This is a genomic window from Aliifodinibius sp. S!AR15-10 (assembly GCF_031569985.1).
GTDB lineage: Bacteria > Bacteroidota > Rhodothermia > Balneolales > Balneolaceae > JAMQKA01.
Map to the genome: position 1 here is coordinate 34,091 of NZ_JAMQKA010000043.1, position 16,538 is coordinate 50,628.

Annotated in this window: 12 protein-coding genes and 1 pseudogene; 10 read left to right on the forward strand and 3 right to left on the reverse strand. The window is 47.4% G+C overall.

The genetic code is table 11. The annotated features are described in order from the left end of the window. Positions 1–102 precede the first annotated feature (102 nt). On the reverse strand, positions 103–1,095 hold the full coding sequence (locus NC796_RS20505) for a family 43 glycosylhydrolase (RefSeq protein ID WP_409070399.1): 993 nt from the start codon (positions 1,093–1,095) through the stop codon (positions 103–105). 116 nt (positions 1,096–1,211) lie between these two features. Between NC796_RS20505 and NC796_RS20510 the strand changes: the two genes are divergently transcribed. From NC796_RS20510 to NC796_RS20540, 7 genes and pseudogenes are all read left to right on the forward strand, one after another. Further along, positions 1,212–2,135, forward strand: a complete 924-nt coding sequence (locus NC796_RS20510) for a DUF4835 family protein (RefSeq protein ID WP_310687309.1) — start codon at positions 1,212–1,214, stop codon at positions 2,133–2,135. 258 nt (positions 2,136–2,393) lie between these two features. Continuing rightward, entirely contained in the window at positions 2,394–2,930 is a 537-nt protein-coding gene (locus NC796_RS20515; RefSeq protein WP_310687310.1) for an REP-associated tyrosine transposase, read from the forward strand. 403 nt (positions 2,931–3,333) lie between these two features. After that, positions 3,334–4,670 (forward strand): annotated as a pseudogene (locus tag NC796_RS20520) (transposase). Positions 4,671–4,918: 248 nt separating this feature from the next. Continuing rightward, positions 4,919–5,689, forward strand: a complete 771-nt coding sequence (locus tag NC796_RS20525) for an electron transfer flavoprotein subunit beta/FixA family protein (RefSeq protein WP_310687312.1) — start codon at positions 4,919–4,921, stop codon at positions 5,687–5,689. Positions 5,690–5,825: 136 nt separating this feature from the next. Beyond that, positions 5,826–6,800 carry an electron transfer flavoprotein subunit alpha/FixB family protein gene (locus tag NC796_RS20530; RefSeq protein WP_310687313.1) on the forward strand — a complete coding sequence of 325 codons (975 nt, stop codon included), beginning with the start codon at positions 5,826–5,828 and terminating at the stop codon, positions 6,798–6,800. 88 nt (positions 6,801–6,888) lie between these two features. Next, complete coding sequence (locus NC796_RS20535) at positions 6,889–8,217, forward strand: FAD-dependent oxidoreductase (RefSeq protein WP_310687315.1); 1,329 nt, start codon at positions 6,889–6,891, stop codon at positions 8,215–8,217. Further along, positions 8,214–8,516: a 4Fe-4S binding protein gene (locus NC796_RS20540; RefSeq protein ID WP_310687317.1), complete on the forward strand. Its 303-nt coding sequence runs from the start codon at positions 8,214–8,216 to the stop codon at positions 8,514–8,516. The genes NC796_RS20535 and NC796_RS20540 overlap by 4 nt, the downstream gene beginning before the upstream one ends. Before the next feature lie 81 nt (positions 8,517–8,597). On the opposite strand, the gene NC796_RS20545 is transcribed toward NC796_RS20540, so the two are convergent. Continuing rightward, positions 8,598–8,951 carry a carboxypeptidase-like regulatory domain-containing protein gene (locus tag NC796_RS20545; RefSeq protein WP_310687319.1) on the reverse strand — a complete coding sequence of 118 codons (354 nt, stop codon included), beginning with the start codon at positions 8,949–8,951 and terminating at the stop codon, positions 8,598–8,600. Between the two features lie 247 nt (positions 8,952–9,198). On the opposite strand from NC796_RS20545, the gene NC796_RS20550 reads away from it, so the two are divergent. The 3 genes from NC796_RS20550 (at position 9,199) to NC796_RS20560 (ending at position 14,928) form a co-directional block, all read left to right on the forward strand. Beyond that, a complete protein-coding gene (locus tag NC796_RS20550; protein WP_310687321.1) occupies positions 9,199–10,377 on the forward strand; it encodes an acyl-CoA dehydrogenase family protein in 1,179 nt (392 codons plus the stop codon). Positions 10,378–10,520: 143 nt separating this feature from the next. Beyond that, complete coding sequence (locus tag NC796_RS20555; RefSeq protein ID WP_310687322.1) at positions 10,521–11,747, forward strand: acyl-CoA dehydrogenase; 1,227 nt, start codon at positions 10,521–10,523, stop codon at positions 11,745–11,747. Positions 11,748–11,943: 196 nt separating this feature from the next. Continuing rightward, complete coding sequence (locus NC796_RS20560) at positions 11,944–14,928, forward strand: TonB-dependent receptor (protein WP_310687324.1); 2,985 nt, start codon at positions 11,944–11,946, stop codon at positions 14,926–14,928. A gap of 336 nt (positions 14,929–15,264) precedes the next feature. On the opposite strand, the gene NC796_RS20565 is transcribed toward NC796_RS20560, so the two are convergent. Next, positions 15,265–15,471 (reverse strand): hypothetical protein, encoded by a 207-nt coding sequence (locus tag NC796_RS20565; protein ID WP_310687326.1) that lies wholly within the window; start codon positions 15,469–15,471, stop codon positions 15,265–15,267. Positions 15,472–16,538: the final 1,067 nt, after the last annotated feature.

Genomic DNA, 16,538 nt, shown 5'->3' on the forward strand with positions numbered 1-16,538 from the left:
CTACGATGCCTGTAAGGATATAAAAAATATTCTCCCAGCCAGTGATTTTGACTGATCCCCAGTTCGATGTTGCTTAAAAATTCAAATCAACGAAATCTTGATCTATTTATCAAAATTTGAGCGGGTATCAGGCAGTGGTACTCCAAAGTCGGGTGTGCCATCTTCATTCCAGTGAAGCACTTGTACGCGGGTGTGCCTGTTGGGATCGTCCAGCGGATCGCCATCAATTTCCTTGTAGCTGCGTGCGTGATAGACAAACAGATCTGTCGAGCCGTCGGGCGTGGTGGTAAAACTGTTGTGGCCAGGGCCGTATATGCCGTTCTCTTCCGAACTCTCAAATACCGGTTTTGGGGATTTCTTCCAAGATTCGGGATCGAGCAGATCGGCATCTACATCAGCAGTCAGCAGTCCCACAGAATAATGATGATTTGTGCCGCTGGCCGAGTAAGTCATGAATATTTTGCCATCTCTTTTGATGACTGCGGCTCCTTCGTTTACCTTAAACAGTTGTTTTTCCCATTCATATTCCGGCCGGGTCAGCTCCACCTGTGTTTCCTGCTTAATACTCCAGGGCGTATCCATTTCTGCAATAAATAGAGCCGTGTTGCCATCCATATCGGGTGGGTGCTGAGCCCACACCATATAGCGCGTACCCCGGTGCTCAAAGGTCGTGGCATCCAGTGAAAAGGTTTCCCATTTCGTTTTGGTCTGTCCTTTTTCCACCCATTCACCTTCCAGCGGGTTTGCGGAATCGTTTTCCAACACATACATGCGGATAGCCCAGACATCTTCGGCTCCACCGGCCGCAAAATAGATGTACCACTTCCCGTTGACAAAATGCAGTTCAGGGGCCCAGATGTGCGATCCCATCTCACCCGTCTCATGTTTTCGCCAGACGACTTTTGGTTCTGCATTCTTAATACCTTCAATCGTTTTGGCGCGGCGTACCTCAAGCCGGTCGTATTCCGGTACGGTTGCAGTAAAATAATAATAGCCGTCTGTGTGGCGATAAACCCACGGGTCGGCTCGTTGTAATATCAGTGGCGTTGTATAGCGGTTGGACTTTTCTTTGGAACTATTCTGGGCATTCGCCATATCCAGATCGAAGATGACGAAAACAAACAGTATTATTGTCGTAAGTAGAAAAAGTGAATGTTTTTGCATGGTATCGTTAAGAATTCGTAGCTTTTTCCAAAAACTAGTCAATCAAAATGAAAATTTCTGGTTTCTTCAAAGCATTTTTTTTTAAGTCAGGTATTATCCTTCTAACTCTCTTTGCCCTGGGTTCCACAGCTTTTGCTCAGGAGTTTGATGTGGAGGTTACGGTGGATCAAAGCCAGGTCAGTAGTGCTTCCCTTAGTTATATGGATGGGTTTGCCAATGAAATTGAGTCCTATTTCAATGAGCATGACTGGATAAATGACAACTTTATGGAACATGAACAGATACAGGCCGAACTCCAGATTGTGCTTTTGAGCGTGGATGACAATTATAATTTTCAAGCGAATATTGTACTCCGTGCTCAACGCCCTATTTACGACACAATGCAACAAACAACGATTTTCCTGTTCAATGACGACAACTGGGGGTTCCAGTACACCCCAAACAGGGCATTTGTCCATGATGAGCTTCAATTTGATGCCATCACTACCCTGATGGATTTCTACGCTTATGTAATGCTGGGATATGACTATGATACCTTTTCTGAGACCGGGGGGACGCCCTATTTTTCGGAAGCTCAGAACATACTGTCCCTGGCGCAGACTACCGCATCCCCGGGATGGTCGCGCAGTAGTAGTACACGACGAGGACGTGCTCAGCTCATTGCCGACCTTCTAAATCCTACATATTCGGATTTACGGCAGGCTATGTATGTCTACCACAGGCTCGGGCTCGATCAATTCATTTCCAACACGGAACAAGCTCAAAAACAGGTACTCTCAGCACTTGAGATGATCCGTGACGCCCAACGGCAAGCGACGAACGACTTCCTGTTCGATATCTTTTTCAATGCCAAGTACCGCGAAATTGTCTCCATCTTTGAGGATGCCCCCACGGAGGTCCGCCTTGAGGCGTACGAGCTGCTTTCCCAAATGGATCAAAGCCACCTTTCGGAGTATGACAAGCTTCAATGATCTAATTTAATATTTCGGCTAATACGTGAGAACAAGGGGGGCATGCCGCTATTGCGGAAGGAAGCAACAAATGGAGTTCGAAGCTTGCACTTCGTAGTTTTAACGAAGCAGTGGGGCTACGGGGGATGACCGGTTAGTTTCATCTCGTTCCGTACCTCCCGGTGCGGAACGCCTGGGAGTACCTCCGGTACCAAATTATTTTGTAAGGAATTGCTATCCAACCGATCTATAGGGAAAGGAAATTAAATGATATTACCTATGGGCCGAAGCAGATACAAGATATACGATGACGTCTATCCTTATTTTATCACTTCCTCTATTATGCAAGGCTACCCGCTTTTTTCCCGGCCACCAGTTGCCCGTATTATATTAAATTCGCTAAGTTTTTTACAGGAAAGAAGGCAGGTAACACTATTCGGCTACGTGATCATGGAAAATCATCTCCATGTTGTCGCTTTGGGGGAAGTGCTCTCGAAAAAAATCAGACTGTTTAAATCGTACACAGCACGGGAGAGTATTAATTGGTTGCGTGCAAATGGACATACAAACATACTGCGTTTCTCCCGACAAAATAAACAAGAGTATAATACCAGGTCTACCTACCAGATTTGGCAGGAGGGCTTTCATCCCAAACAGATTATAGGGGATGATATGATGATCCAGAAGCTGGAGTATATACATCAAAATCCAGTACGAAGAGGGTATGTGGATAATCCCGAAGATTGGCGATACTCCTCAGCAAGGAATTACCTAGAGTCTGAGGCATTGATACCTATTACATGTTATAGGCGATGACTGCTACCAGAGGTAGCGACGGGACGTGCCCGACCAAGAGGTCAGGCACGAGATAGGATATTAATAATTTGATGATTAGAGCTTCTCATTTCCCCCGGGCATCTCGTTCCGTACCTCTGGTGCGGAATGCCTGCCGGTACCTCCGGTACCATCAAAAGAAAAGCCATTAAGCCACCTTCCGACCTTAGACCTTCTGACTTTCGTCTAAACCATCAACACCTCAATAATTCAACATCTCGGAATCCCATATTTTTTCTTTTAGTTAGTCCGACTCCCGGCGGATTTTCCTCATTGAAAAATGAACACCGATAAGATAAATACATGCTAGGAGTCTGTCGGACTTTCCGGAGCTAATTTATTAGTTTTGGACAACTCTTGTAAAAACGAATAGATTTATTGTGCGATGGCGAATTTCAAATTAGTGGATCGTGACACCTCGTATTTGCTGCCGCCCTCGGTCGACCAGTGGCTTCCCGAAGATCACCTGGCCCGGTTTGTGGTCGAGATTGTCGATCAATTGGATATTTCAGCCCTGGAGTCCAGCTACACCGGCAGCGGCTCAGATGCCTATCATCCGCGGAGCCGGCCGCACTGCTGTTTTACAGCTACGCCACCGGGACGTTTTCCTCCCGCAAGATCGAAGCGGCGACCTACGAATCGGTGCCGGTCCGGTATGTCGCGGCCAACCAACATCCGGATCATGATACGCTTTGCACGTTTCGGCGGCGATTTTTTGCCCCATTGGGCGATCTGTTTACCCAAATTTTGCTGGTGGCCGCCGAGATGGGGCTGACCGAATTGGCCAATGTAAGCATTGATGGTTCCAAATTTACCGCCAACGCCAGCAAGCATAAAGCGATGAGCTGGGAGCGGGCCTGCGCCCTGGAGGATCAGCTGAGCCGGGAAGTGGCCGAGCTGTTGGAAAAAGCCGAAGCCGCTGACGCCGACGATGAGGAAGGCCAGAAGCTGCCGGAGGAGCTGGCCCGCCGGCAGGACCGTTTAGCCCAGATTCGCCAGGCCAAAGCGATGCTCGAAGAGCGGGCGGAGGAGCGCTACGAGGCCGAACAAGCCGAATATACCCGGAAGATGGCTGAACGTCGGAGCAAAGAACAGCAGACCGGCAAGAAGACGCCGGGCCGTAAGCCCCAGCCCCCGGAGCCGGGCCCGCGCGAGGCGGATCAGGTGAACTTCACCGACCCCCAGTCGCGCATCATGCTGACCAGCTCCCGCGGCTGGCAGCAGGCCTGGAATGGGCAACTGGCCGTTGACATGGACTCCCACCTGATTGTGGCCGGCCACATCAGCCAGGCCCCGAACGACAAGCAGCAGTTAGAACCCGTCTTAGACGCCTTAGAAGATCTGCCCGAACAACTGGGAGCCCCCGAGCGGATCGCTGCCGACAACGGATATTACAGCGAAGCCACCGATCGAAATATAACGCCCTACCTGGCGACCGGTCGCCAGAAACACAACCAGCACTGGAAGGAGCGGGGCGCCGATCCGGGGCCGCCGCCGGAGGAGGGGGCGGAAAAAGAGCGGATGGCCTGGCGACTGAAGACCTCGGAGGGGAAAGCCTTCTACGGGCGGCGTAAAGCAACCGTAGAGACGGTCTTTGGCATTATAAAACAGGTGATGGGCTTTCGGCAGTTTAGCCTGCGGGGCCTACGGAAAGTCGCCGGCGAGTGGAATCTCCTCAAATGCGCCTACAATCTAAAGCGCATGCACGCCTTGGCCACATAAGCCAGACGGAGAGAACTATAGCTGAGATGGAAATAAGAAAACAATCCCCAAAACCGAAGTTTTGTTCAAAAATCGGTCCCAACTAAATTTAAAAATATTTAAATCGGCTTTGTCCGACAGACTCCTAGATAGAAAAATTCAGCTTATTCCTTCAACACTCAACATTTATTTTGCCTTGCGTTTTATATATTGTGCTGTTAAAGTCAGCTATAGAAACTAATTCCAATCTTACAAGTGAGTGATCGGGTATGAAGTTTTACGTTTGTATCAAACAGGTACCAGATGTCAATGCACCCATTCAAATCAAAGAGGGAAAACTAATCCAGGATACCGACCGGATGATTCTCAACGCCTATGACGCCTCTGCCGTTGAGGAAGCGTTGGTGCTTACGGAGGAGCACGGCGGCGAGGTAGAAGTCGTTTCTATCGGGCCGGATAAAACCACCGAGGCGATCCGCAAGGCCCTGGCGATGGGAGCTGATAAAGCCGTTCATATCAAAACCAGTGGCGATCAGCAGTTCGACTCGGCGTCATACGCAGAAATCCTGGCCGCCTATTTCAAAGACAAAGAGTACGATGTGATTTCGTGCGGGAAGCAATCGCAGGATACCGATGCAGGACTCACCGGTAGCATGCTTGCCGAAAAGCTTGATCTTCCATATGCGACCAATGCCGTCGGACTCTCGATTGAGAATGAACAACTGATTGTAAAGCGACAGGGCGATTCCGGGCAAGAGATGATCGCACTTCCCCCGCCCTGCCTGGTTACCTGCTCCAACGATATGAACGAGCCGCGCATCCCGAGCCTGAAAGGCATTATGCAGTCAAAGAAAAAACCGCTGGAGACGATTGAGCTTTCCGACCTTGATATTGATGAGAAAAAGCTTTCTCCCAAAACAAAAGTTTCGGGATACCGTGAGAAACCAGCCCGAAAAGCGGGACAAAAGTTCGAGGGTGAACCTGATGAACTGGCCCGAAAAGTTGCAAATCTGCTCGATGAAGAAGCGAATGTGATTTAAGCAATTAGCGTTCAGCTTTTAGCAGTCAGTTGTCAGCTTTCATTAGTTGGAACTTAAATGGAATACCGACCGCTGAGAGCGAAATAACTGATTCAGCATAAAACTTGAACCTCTCTAATGAAACTATATCAATTATATGAGCAATCTACTCACCCACATCGCCATCAGTGACGGAAAAGTTAAGCGGGCTTCGCTTGAAGTGTTATCCCGCTGCAAACAGCTGGCAGAAGAACATGGGCACACCGCAGAGGCTGTAATTATCGATCCGGATGCTTCCAGCTATGTTGAACAAGTCAAGCAATACGGCCCAGACAAAATTTATATCGTCGAAGATCCCATTTTTAAAAACCATATCAATACTCCGTTGCTTAAAGCACTCACTGCCATAATGGATGAAGCTAATCCTTACCTGTTTGCCTTTGCTTCTACCGAGAGCACGAAAGATATCCTGGGAGCACTGGCCGCCAACCAGGATGCCGCGGTATTGTCTGACGTTTCCGGTTTCGACTTGACAGATAGTGGAATAGAGGCCACGCGCCCCGTAATGGCTGCAAAAATTCTCTCTGACAGCCAGGCGGTTGGAGATAAAATCCTCGTTTCCGTGCGCTCCGGCTCCTATGAACTGGTTGAATCCCCCAGCAATCCGGAGATTGTGAAGATAGATTATAGTTTTGATGAAAGCGAGCTCAAAACTACCCTGCGGGATATTCTGGGTGCTTCTGGTGACAAAATTGATCTTTCAGAAGCTGAAACCATCGTTGCCGCTGGACGCGGTGCCAAAGATGAGGAGGGACAGAAACTGATCCATCAGCTGGCGGAGGTGCTCAACGCCGCTGTGGGAGCCTCACGCGCACTGACCGAGGCTGGTATTGTGAATCCGAGCCTGCAGATCGGGCAAACCGGCAAAGTTGTTTCGCCCCAGCTCTATATTGCAGTCGGTATTTCGGGTGCCATCCAGCACGTGGCCGGCATGGCCAACAGCAAGGTAATTGTGGCGATCAACAAAGACCCTGATGCACCCATTTTTGACATCGCAGATTATGGTATTGTAGGCGATCTCTATAAAGTTCTTCCACCATTTATCGAGGAACTGAAAAAGATAAAAGCATAATTTGTTTTTCGTTGAAAGTTGAAGATTAAAGGGTCTTTCAACCTTCAACATGTAACCTGCAACCTTTAACGTTCAACTCCATAGCATTATGGATGATGAAAAATTTGACTGTATCATCGTAGGGGCCGGAGTTGCCGGGCTGGCGGCAGCTATGACGCTTGCGCGTAACAACATGAAATTTCTCCTAATCGAGAAGGGCGAGTTTGCTGGTTCCAAAAACGTCTCCGGTGGTGTGTTGTGGGGACATGATCTGGCCAAGCTGGTGCCAAATTATTGGGAGGAAGAGGACGCCGGGTGGGAGCGCTTTATCAACCATCGCAGGCTGACGTTCATGGATGATGAGTCCACATTGTCAATCGATTTTAAATCGGCCCACTTTAACGAGCCGCCCTACTCCGGCGTGGTGGTATTGCGATCCAAATTTGACCGCTGGCTGGCGGGAAAAGTTGAGGAGGCAATTGCAGAAAGTGAGTATCCAATGGATTCTTTCATTGCCACCAACATCAAGGTGGATGAGGTGCTGATGGAGAATGACAAAGCGGTGGGAATCCGAACGGGAGAAGAGGAGTTTTTTGCTGATTCTGTGATTATTGCGGAGGGTGTCAATAACCTGTTAACCCGACAGGTAGGGCTACAGGATGATTACGTTCCAGCCGACCACGTGCTAACCGGCATCAAGGAGATTATCCGTTTCGATCAGAATGTGCTGGAAGATCGATTTCAACTCAATGGCAAAAGCGGCATGTCCAATGAATTTGTTGGCTACGCCACTGACGGTGTGGAAGGCGGCGGATTTCTCTATACCAATCGGGATAGCATTTCCATCGGCCTTGTGCTGGGAATCAAGGATCTTCGTGAAAAAGAGAAAAGTCCGCACGACATTCTCAGCCACTTCAAATCGCACCCTGTGGTAGCGGATACCATTCGCGGAGGCGAAGTGGTAGAATATTCGGCTCACGTTGTCTCGTCCGGTGATATGCGCATTATGCCGAAAGAGCTTTATAAGGATGGACTGTTGATATGTGGCGAAGCAGCAAACCTACTGATGAATGCCGGCAAGGCGATCCAGGGTATGGATTATGCGATGCGCTCAGGAATACTTGCGGCGGAAACAATTGTAGAGGCCAAAGAACGCGGCGATTTTTCTTCCTCCACAATGAAAGAATATCGCACCGCGTTGGATGATAGCTATGTGATGAAGGATATGCGTGGATTCCAGGATGCGGTTCAGATGCTCCATCAACCCATGATGTACAAGGAGGTGCCAAACCTGATGTGTGGATTCGGTAAAAAATTTTTCACTATTGATAACCAGCCGACCAAGAAGGCACGGGAACTGATGAGTGAATCTGTGAAAGAGCACTCTTCATGGTGGAATTTGATTAAACTTGGAATTAAAGGAGGCAGATCGCTATGAAAAACCTGACACTAACTGAACGGCTCGGTTTGGTAAGCTATCGGAATCAAGCCAAGTCCAATATTAAGCCTCATATTCAGGTGGATATTTCAATATGTAATTCGGTATGTCCGCATAAATGCACGACCTATGTGTGCCCCGCCAACTGCTACAAAATTGATGATGAAGGACAGGTCTTTTTCCAGGTGGAAGATTGCATTGAATGTGGCACCTGCATGTATGCCTGCGACCAGGGAGCGGTGAGTTGGAATTATCCCGATCCCGAAGAAGGTCGCGGGGTAACCTGGAATTTTGGGTGACTTTGCTCTCCTTTGATCTTAATTAAAAAGCCATCCCGGTCTGGTAACCAGGATGGCTTAATTTTTAATTTGCGCTTCCTGCTAAGAAGAGCTACTTAGTTTCAACTCAATGGTTAACTCTTTTCCGGAAGCAGTTAGTTCAACCTGCTCAGAAACTTCCTGATAATCTTCAGGAGTTGCAGTTATTGTGTACATTCCCGGCACAAGTCCCATAAAACTGAATTTGCCTTCTTCATTTGTTTGGGCCGTATATTCAGTATCTTTGATCTTGAGTTCTACTCCAGAAACTGGCTGCTGGGTTTCCGTGTCAATTACCGTACCGGTAATAGGTGCTGTAAGTGTATCTTTCTCCACTTGCGCATAGGCAGTTACTGTAAACATCAGGCCCATAAAAAGAGCCAACAATGCATACGAACTTATTTTTCTACTAAACATAATAACACCTACTTTAAGTGTTTGTGATAGGACATTTCAGGTTATATCACATGCTTTTGCATGTGTATCCAACTTAAATTCCAGAAAATACTTTTTGTTTCCGAACCCTACACGCCACCTCTCAAGTCAAAACAGATTTCTTGGAGCTAAAACTAGTCTTAAGAGGATGAAACATCCCAAAGTTCAAAACCGTTTTCTATATTGAATAGCATAAAAGTCAGCTAACGGTCACCAAAAGAGAAAGATCATGAGTACAGACCTAATTAACAGTTCTCCATCTCTGTGTTTTGAACTTTCTGAAGATCAACAGCTCATCAGGGAGAGTGTTCGTGATTTTGTAAAACGTCATGTAGTGCCGGGTGTCAAAGAGCGGGATGCCTCCAAGGCGTTTCCACATGATATCATTCAGCTTTTGGCCGATCAGGGATTAATGGGCATGATATATCCTGAAGCGTACGGTGGTGGAGGGGTCGGCGCCATAAGCTATTGCCTGGCAATTGAGGAGATCGCCCGATGGGATGCCTCCCTGGCGCTTACGGTTGCATCTCATACTTCCCTTGCGTCCGGACACATTGAGCTGGCAGGTACACATGAGCAGAAAGAGAAATACCTCACTCCCTTGTCCCGGGGAGAAAAGCTGGGCGCCTGGTGTCTGACTGAGCCGGGCTCGGGCAGCGATTCTTCAGGATTAAAAACAACTGCTGAGAAAAGGGGTGACAAATGGATTTTGAACGGTACAAAGATGTTCATCACCCAGGGTTCTGTTGGCGGCATCTATGTGGTGTTGGCAAAAACGGAACAAAACAAAGGAACAAAAGGGATCAGCGCTTTTATCGTGGAGCGTGAGTGGGATGGTATTACGCCCGGAAGCAAAATGGAAAAGCTGGGAATGAACTCTTCTGATACAACTGAAGTCCATTTTGAAAATGTGGAGATACCTGAAGAAAATTTACTTGGAGAGCTAAACGAAGGCTTTGTCGACACGATGAAGGTGCTGGATGGCGGCCGTATCGGGATCGGGGCACTTTCCGTGGGCATTGCACGAGGCGCATTTGAGGAATCGATGAAATATTCCCGAGAGCGGTCCCAGTTTGATACCCCTATCGGCGACTTCCAGGCTATTGAGCAAAAGCTGGCAGATATGGCTACCGAAATCGATGCCGCCCGCTTTCTCGTTCACCGCGCCGCATGGCTGAAGGAGCAGGAAAAATCTTACACCAAGGAAGCCTCAATGGCCAAACTATTTGCCTCGGAACTGGCCGTGCGCGCCGCTGACGATGCCGTCCAGATTCACGGCGGTTACGGGTACATTAAAGAATATCACGTAGAACGGTTCCTTCGCGACGCCAAACTGATGACGATCGGTGAAGGCACTTCTGAGATTCAGCGAAAGATTATAGGCAGAGAGCTTAAAAAGGAATTTTGAAAGCAGCTGTCAGTTCTCAGCTTTTAGCTACCTACATTAACGCAAGAATGAGCTGAAAACTGACAGCTGATAGCTTTTCTTGCACTTTGGTTTAAAATTACTATTACCTTCGATAAAAAAATCAAATTCATATCATACTCACCATGCCACAAAACAGCTTCAACCCCGACGACGCCCTCCAATTCGAGTCTGAACTGAATGAAGATGATCGCATGATCATGGAAACGGCCCGGGAGTATGCCCAGAGCAAGTTGGAACCACGGGCATTAAAGGGGAACCAGGAAGAATACTTCGATATAGATATTGCTAAAGAGATGGGCGAGCTGGGATTGTTGGGGGCTTATATCGAGCCCAAATACGGCGGATCCGGAGCTAGTCAAACAGCATATGGATTGATCGCCCGGGAAGTGGAGCGAGTGGATTCCGGCTATCGCTCTTTCATGTCGGTGCAGTCGTCGCTGGTAATGTACCCCATTTCCAAATTTGGGACCGAGGAGCAGAAAGAGCGGTTTCTACCCAAGCTGGCCACCGGAGAACTGATCGGCTGCTTTGGACTTACAGAGCCCGACCACGGGTCCGACCCGGGTTCAATGACTACCACAGCCCTGAAAACAGATGGCGGCTGGATTTTGAACGGCGCCAAAATGTGGATCACCAACTCCCCCATTGCCGATGTGGCGGTAGTCTGGGCAAAGGCAAAAGAAAATAAAAATGAAGAAGGTGTAATCCGCGGTTTTTTGGTGGAAAAGGGGATGGAAGGGTTTAGTGCTCCCGCCACGAAATACAAGATGTCACTCCGTGCCTCCGAGACCGGCGAACTCATTTTTGAGGATGTCTTTGTTCCTGATGAAAATGCTTTTCCAGATATCAGGGGACTAAAAGGACCTTTCACCTGCCTGAACAGTGCCCGGTATGGGATCGTATGGGGATCGCTTGGGGCAGCCGAATTTTGCTATCAAAAGGCACGTCAATACGTTATGGAACGCAGCCAGTTCGGTTATCCCATCGGTGCAAACCAGATTCCCCAGACCAAGCTGGCCGATATGCTCACTGACATCACGCAAATGCAGATGCTGGCCTGGCGGCTGGGTAAACTTAAGGATGAGGGGCGGGATCACCATGTGATGACCTCCCTGGCCAAACGAAATAATTGCCAAAAAGCCTTAAATATCGCCCGCACCGCGCGTGATATGCACGGAGCGAACGGTATTACGGGGGAATACCGGGTTATCCACCATATGATGAACCTGGAATCTGTCAACACCTACGAAGGGACCTACGATATTCACGGTCTCATTTTGGGGCGGGAACTCACTGGTATCCAGGCATTTATGCCCCGAGGAAATGATCTGCCGGATGGAAGCGAATAGGCAAGCATACGCGGAGGCTAATTAAAAAGATATTGCTACGACCATAATTTAGCTTGCAGACAAGAGTGTTGTTAAAATCCCAAAAAACGGATATATATAGAATATAAAATGAATAGCTAATAGTGATCGGGGAAAGTGAAAATATCATTTCCCCACCGAATATCATCAAATTACAACAAATACGGAGGGGAAGGGAATGATTACTCATCAGATTCGAAAATCGACAGTACTGTGCTTAACAATTCTCATAGCTAGTTTTCCGCAGCTTTTTGCTGAAGTCCCACCCGCGTTATTAGATACCTACGTTTCCGGGACCGTCGTCAGTGCCGAAGATAATCAGCCACTGCCGGGTGTGAATGTCACGGTGCAGGGTAAGATTATCGGTACATCTACTGACTCGGAGGGGAATTTTGAGCTAAACATCAGCCAGGATCCGCCCTTAACATTGGTATTCTCTATTGTGGGATTCCGCACGCAAGAGGTTGAAATAACCACGAATGAGCGCACCGATCTTCGCATCACTATGGAGGAACAGACCATCATGGGTAGCGATGTGGTTGTATCGGCCTCTCGCGTTGAAGAAAGCATCCTGGAGGCACCGGTGACTATCGAAAAAATGGATGTGATCAATATTCGGAATACGCCCTCCGATGATTACTACAAATCTCTATCCCACCTGAAAGGGGTTGACATGACCTCCAACAGCATCAATTTCCAGGTTATCAACTCCCGGGGATTCAACTCCACCGGGAATACACGCATGGTCCAGCTAATCGACGGGATGGATACCCAGGCCCCTGCCCTTAACTTCCCGATCGGAAACTTAAACGGCCCCAATGAGCTGGATGTGGAAAGCATTGAATACCTGCCGGGTGCGGCTTCTGCTCTTTACGGGCCCAATGCCTTCAACGGTATTCTGCTCATCAACAGCAAAGATCCCTTTCAGTACCAGGGACTGAGCGTGATGCTTAAATCCGGTGTAAATCATATCAACGGCAACGAAAGTTTAGGGGAACCGGGCAATCCACAATCAACAACTAGTACTGCTATTCGATATGCAAGAGCAATTAACAACAAATTTGCTTTTAAATTGAACTTCGCGTATTCGCAAGCTGAAGATTGGTATGGCATAAATTTTACTGACAAAAATGAGGCTTTCAAAGGAAGTAATCTTCCTGCTGAGGCAAGGAATCCTGCTTACGATGGGATTCACAGCTATGGTGATGATGGTTCTTTCAATATTGCGCTACTTGGGTTAAGTTCAAATTTTATTGAAAGAATGAGTCAGCAATTTGGACTTTCACCACAAAATGCTCAACAGTATGCCGCCTCGATCCCCTCTCAGCCAGTAAACCGAACAGGATATGATGAGCGCCATCTTGTGGATTATGGGGCAGAAAATCTGAAATTTAATTCTTCACTTCACTACAGATTATCAGATCAGCTTGAAGCCAGCTATACCTTAAACTACGGATACGGAACCTCTGTTTACACCGGCGCTCAGAGATACAGCCTAAAGAACTTCAATATTTCCCAACACAAGCTACAGCTTGAGGGGAGTAACTTCCTTCTGAAAGGTTACGGGACATTTGAAGATTCTGGAGATTCTTATATCGCAGACTTTGTGGGCTATTATATTAATGGAGTTTCTTCTGATCCCATGGGGTCAGATCCCAGTCGCGGTAATCAGGCCTGGTATGGAACCTACGGGGGGACCATTGTTGGGGCATTGGTTAATCAAGTGCAGCAGGCTACGGGCTCCACTGATTATAACCAAACTGTGGTTAACGGTGTACTTAACAATCCTGCTGCACTGGCTGCTATCTATAATCAAGCCAGGATGAATGCGGACGGTAATCGATATGAGCCGGGCTCGACGGAATTTGAAAATGCCAAGGACGCTGCGCTGCAAAACACCATTCCAGATGGCGCGCTGTTTGATGATGAATCGCGTTTCTATCACCTGGAAGGGCAATACAACTTTAGCAATCATATCGATTTCGCCAATGTAATTTTGGGTGCCAACTTCCGCCAGTTCCAGCTGCGCTCAAACGGGACGATTTTTGACGATGCCGGCGGGCGTAACATCAACGAATGGGGCACCTACCTGCAGGCATCCAAAGCCTTTTTGGAAGATCAGGTCCAACTTACTGGTTCTGTTCGGTATGACAAAAACGAGAACTTTGACGGGCAATTTAGTCCACGGCTTTCCGGGGTATTCTCGATTGCGGATAATCAAAATATCCGCGCCTCATTCCAGACCGGTTTCCGAAATCCAAGCACCCAGGGGCAATATATCGACCTCAACGTGGTAACCGCGCGGCTGCTGGGTGGGCTTCAGCAATTTGCAAACAAATACAGCGTCACCACCAACTCCTATACTTTTGAGTCGGTCCAGGAGCTGACAAATACTGTGTTAGAAGATCCCACGACCTTGTCCGACCCTGCCAAGCAAACGGCGGCAATTAATAACCTTGATCCCTACAGCACACACGATGAGGTGAAACCGGAGCAAATCCAGGCTTATGAGATTGGTTACAAGGGCCTGATCGGCGACAAACTCCTCATTGATGCTGCTTATTACTATAATATTTATGACGATTTTATCACCCAGATCAGGGTACGTCGTGCTGCGGGTTCCTTTGTTCAAAATCCCTCTACACCAGCCGAATTTGCTCAGAACGGGCAGGTAGCCGCCTCCCTGCTTTCCGGTGATTTTAACAACACCTTCCAGATCTACACCAATGTTGACAATTCGGTAGAAGCGCATGGAGCGGTGTTCGGGGCAAATTACAGTCTCCCCGCGGGATATCAAATCGGCGTAAACTACAACTGGAACAAGCTGATTTCGGACCTGGAGACGTTCCAGAATGACTTCAACACCCCGGAGCACAAAATTAACGTGACCTTTGGCAACCGAAACCTGACCGAGCGACTCGGTTTCAACATTGCATATCGCTGGCAGGATGCTTTCCGGTGGGAGTCCTCCTTTGCGTTCCAGGATGTAGAGGCAATAACAACGGTGGATGCTCAAATCAACTACCAGATTCCAGAGTATAATGCCACGTTAAAAGTGGGTGGCTCCGACCTGTTTAACAAGCAGTATGTCATGAGCGGTGGTGGACCTCAACTCGGGGCTATTTATTACATCTCTCTGACGTTTGATCAGCTTTTCCGCTAGCCCGTATTTCTCACCAAGAAATTTGTTTCTCGGCAAGGCGAAGGTAAAATGGCAGAGGAAACGTACCTTGGTACGTTGAGCATGTGATTTTAGCTTCAACGCAGCCGAGGGATAAATTTCGCAGCAATGTACAGAGTGCTAATTTCGCACTGGGATAACTTTCTTAGTTAACCTCATGATTAACAGCATCTTACAGTAACGAACTATAAATACCTGTGAGAAATTCGGGCTAGGCTGTCAAGATTTTTCAACAGAAAAGCCGCCCAATCATATTTCTTGGGCGGCTTTAATTCTTACGAGAACCGTTAAACCAGAACGGAATATATTATTGCCATTTTAAAAAGAGGGTTTGTGATCCTCCGCTTTCTCCACCCGCTCCTGCTTTTTTTGCTTGTTTATAGTCTTTAGCCGACCGTTGTGATCTTTACGGGATTCGTGAAGCTGAGAATCTTTTATCCACGCCCGACCGCCGTCATGCTGGAAACGTTTTGAATTTTTGAACATGAACGCCTGCTTATGGAGGTCTGGTAGTTCTTTACTCATCGCTTTCCCTTTTTCAGTTATAAGGTTTCATTCTAAATGAAGAGTTAAAATACTATTTTGATTCCTCGCTCTCCAAAATTTCTTTGTTGTTAGGTAGCCATCTATTTACCCGGACAGACTCCTAGCCAAGTACAACTATTTTTGGGTGTCCTTTCTATACAAAAAAAGACTATAGAAGAAGGATATATGGCATTTCCAAACTAATTCTCTATAGAAGTGCCTAACCGGTGAGTTCATTGGTTCGTTCTTCCTCATTGGAACATCCGCCAACTCTGACAACCAACCTGCCAAGATTTCTTTCTTAACGGTCTCCGGTCCCCACGCATACCCATCGCTCCACAGGTATAGTGCGGAATGTTAAATTCTTTTTTACGCTTTTTATCAGCCCCTCATCAACAGAATGTTCCGATTTTTCACCTGTTGCTAGAAAAACCTGCATTAAAGTAAAGCAGATCCAATGATAATGAATATGCTTGTCATCCCCCTGCCACCACCCCTTCGCTTAAAACTACGGAGTGTATGTTTCGGGTTCCGCCAAGTGCTTTCTCATTCGGTATAGCCATAAGGGGGACTCCTTAAACATTCAGTCTGCGATTTATGACCCGACTGGGAAAGCGTAGCGGAGGCGTCAAGAAAGAAATCTTGCTCTGATATTTATTGTGAGCTTATCCTTTCCGCCCTTCGAAATTTTTGTTGGGAAAAGTGTCCGGAACCGGAGCGTGAAGAAACCATTTCTGTCTGAGATCCGCGTTGCCCAGCGGATTGAGTTAAATGGTTTTAGTGGAGGTGGAGGAAACGCAACAAAAATTTCATCAGGCGGGGAATTTTTTGGTTCGTTTTTTCTTCAATGAAAAAATGAACACCCATTTGTAATTCTACCTATATTTATATCATATATATAATAGTATAACGCGTTTAGGGGTTAGATTTTTAACAATTTTAAAATAAGAAAGGCCATGCAAACGCTTGATAATCAATATCTTAGGAGTGTTAATCTTCATAAAAACACCCTGCGTATGCATGACCTCAAAGCCAATTTCGACAAAATTCTACCCATCGTCAATGAA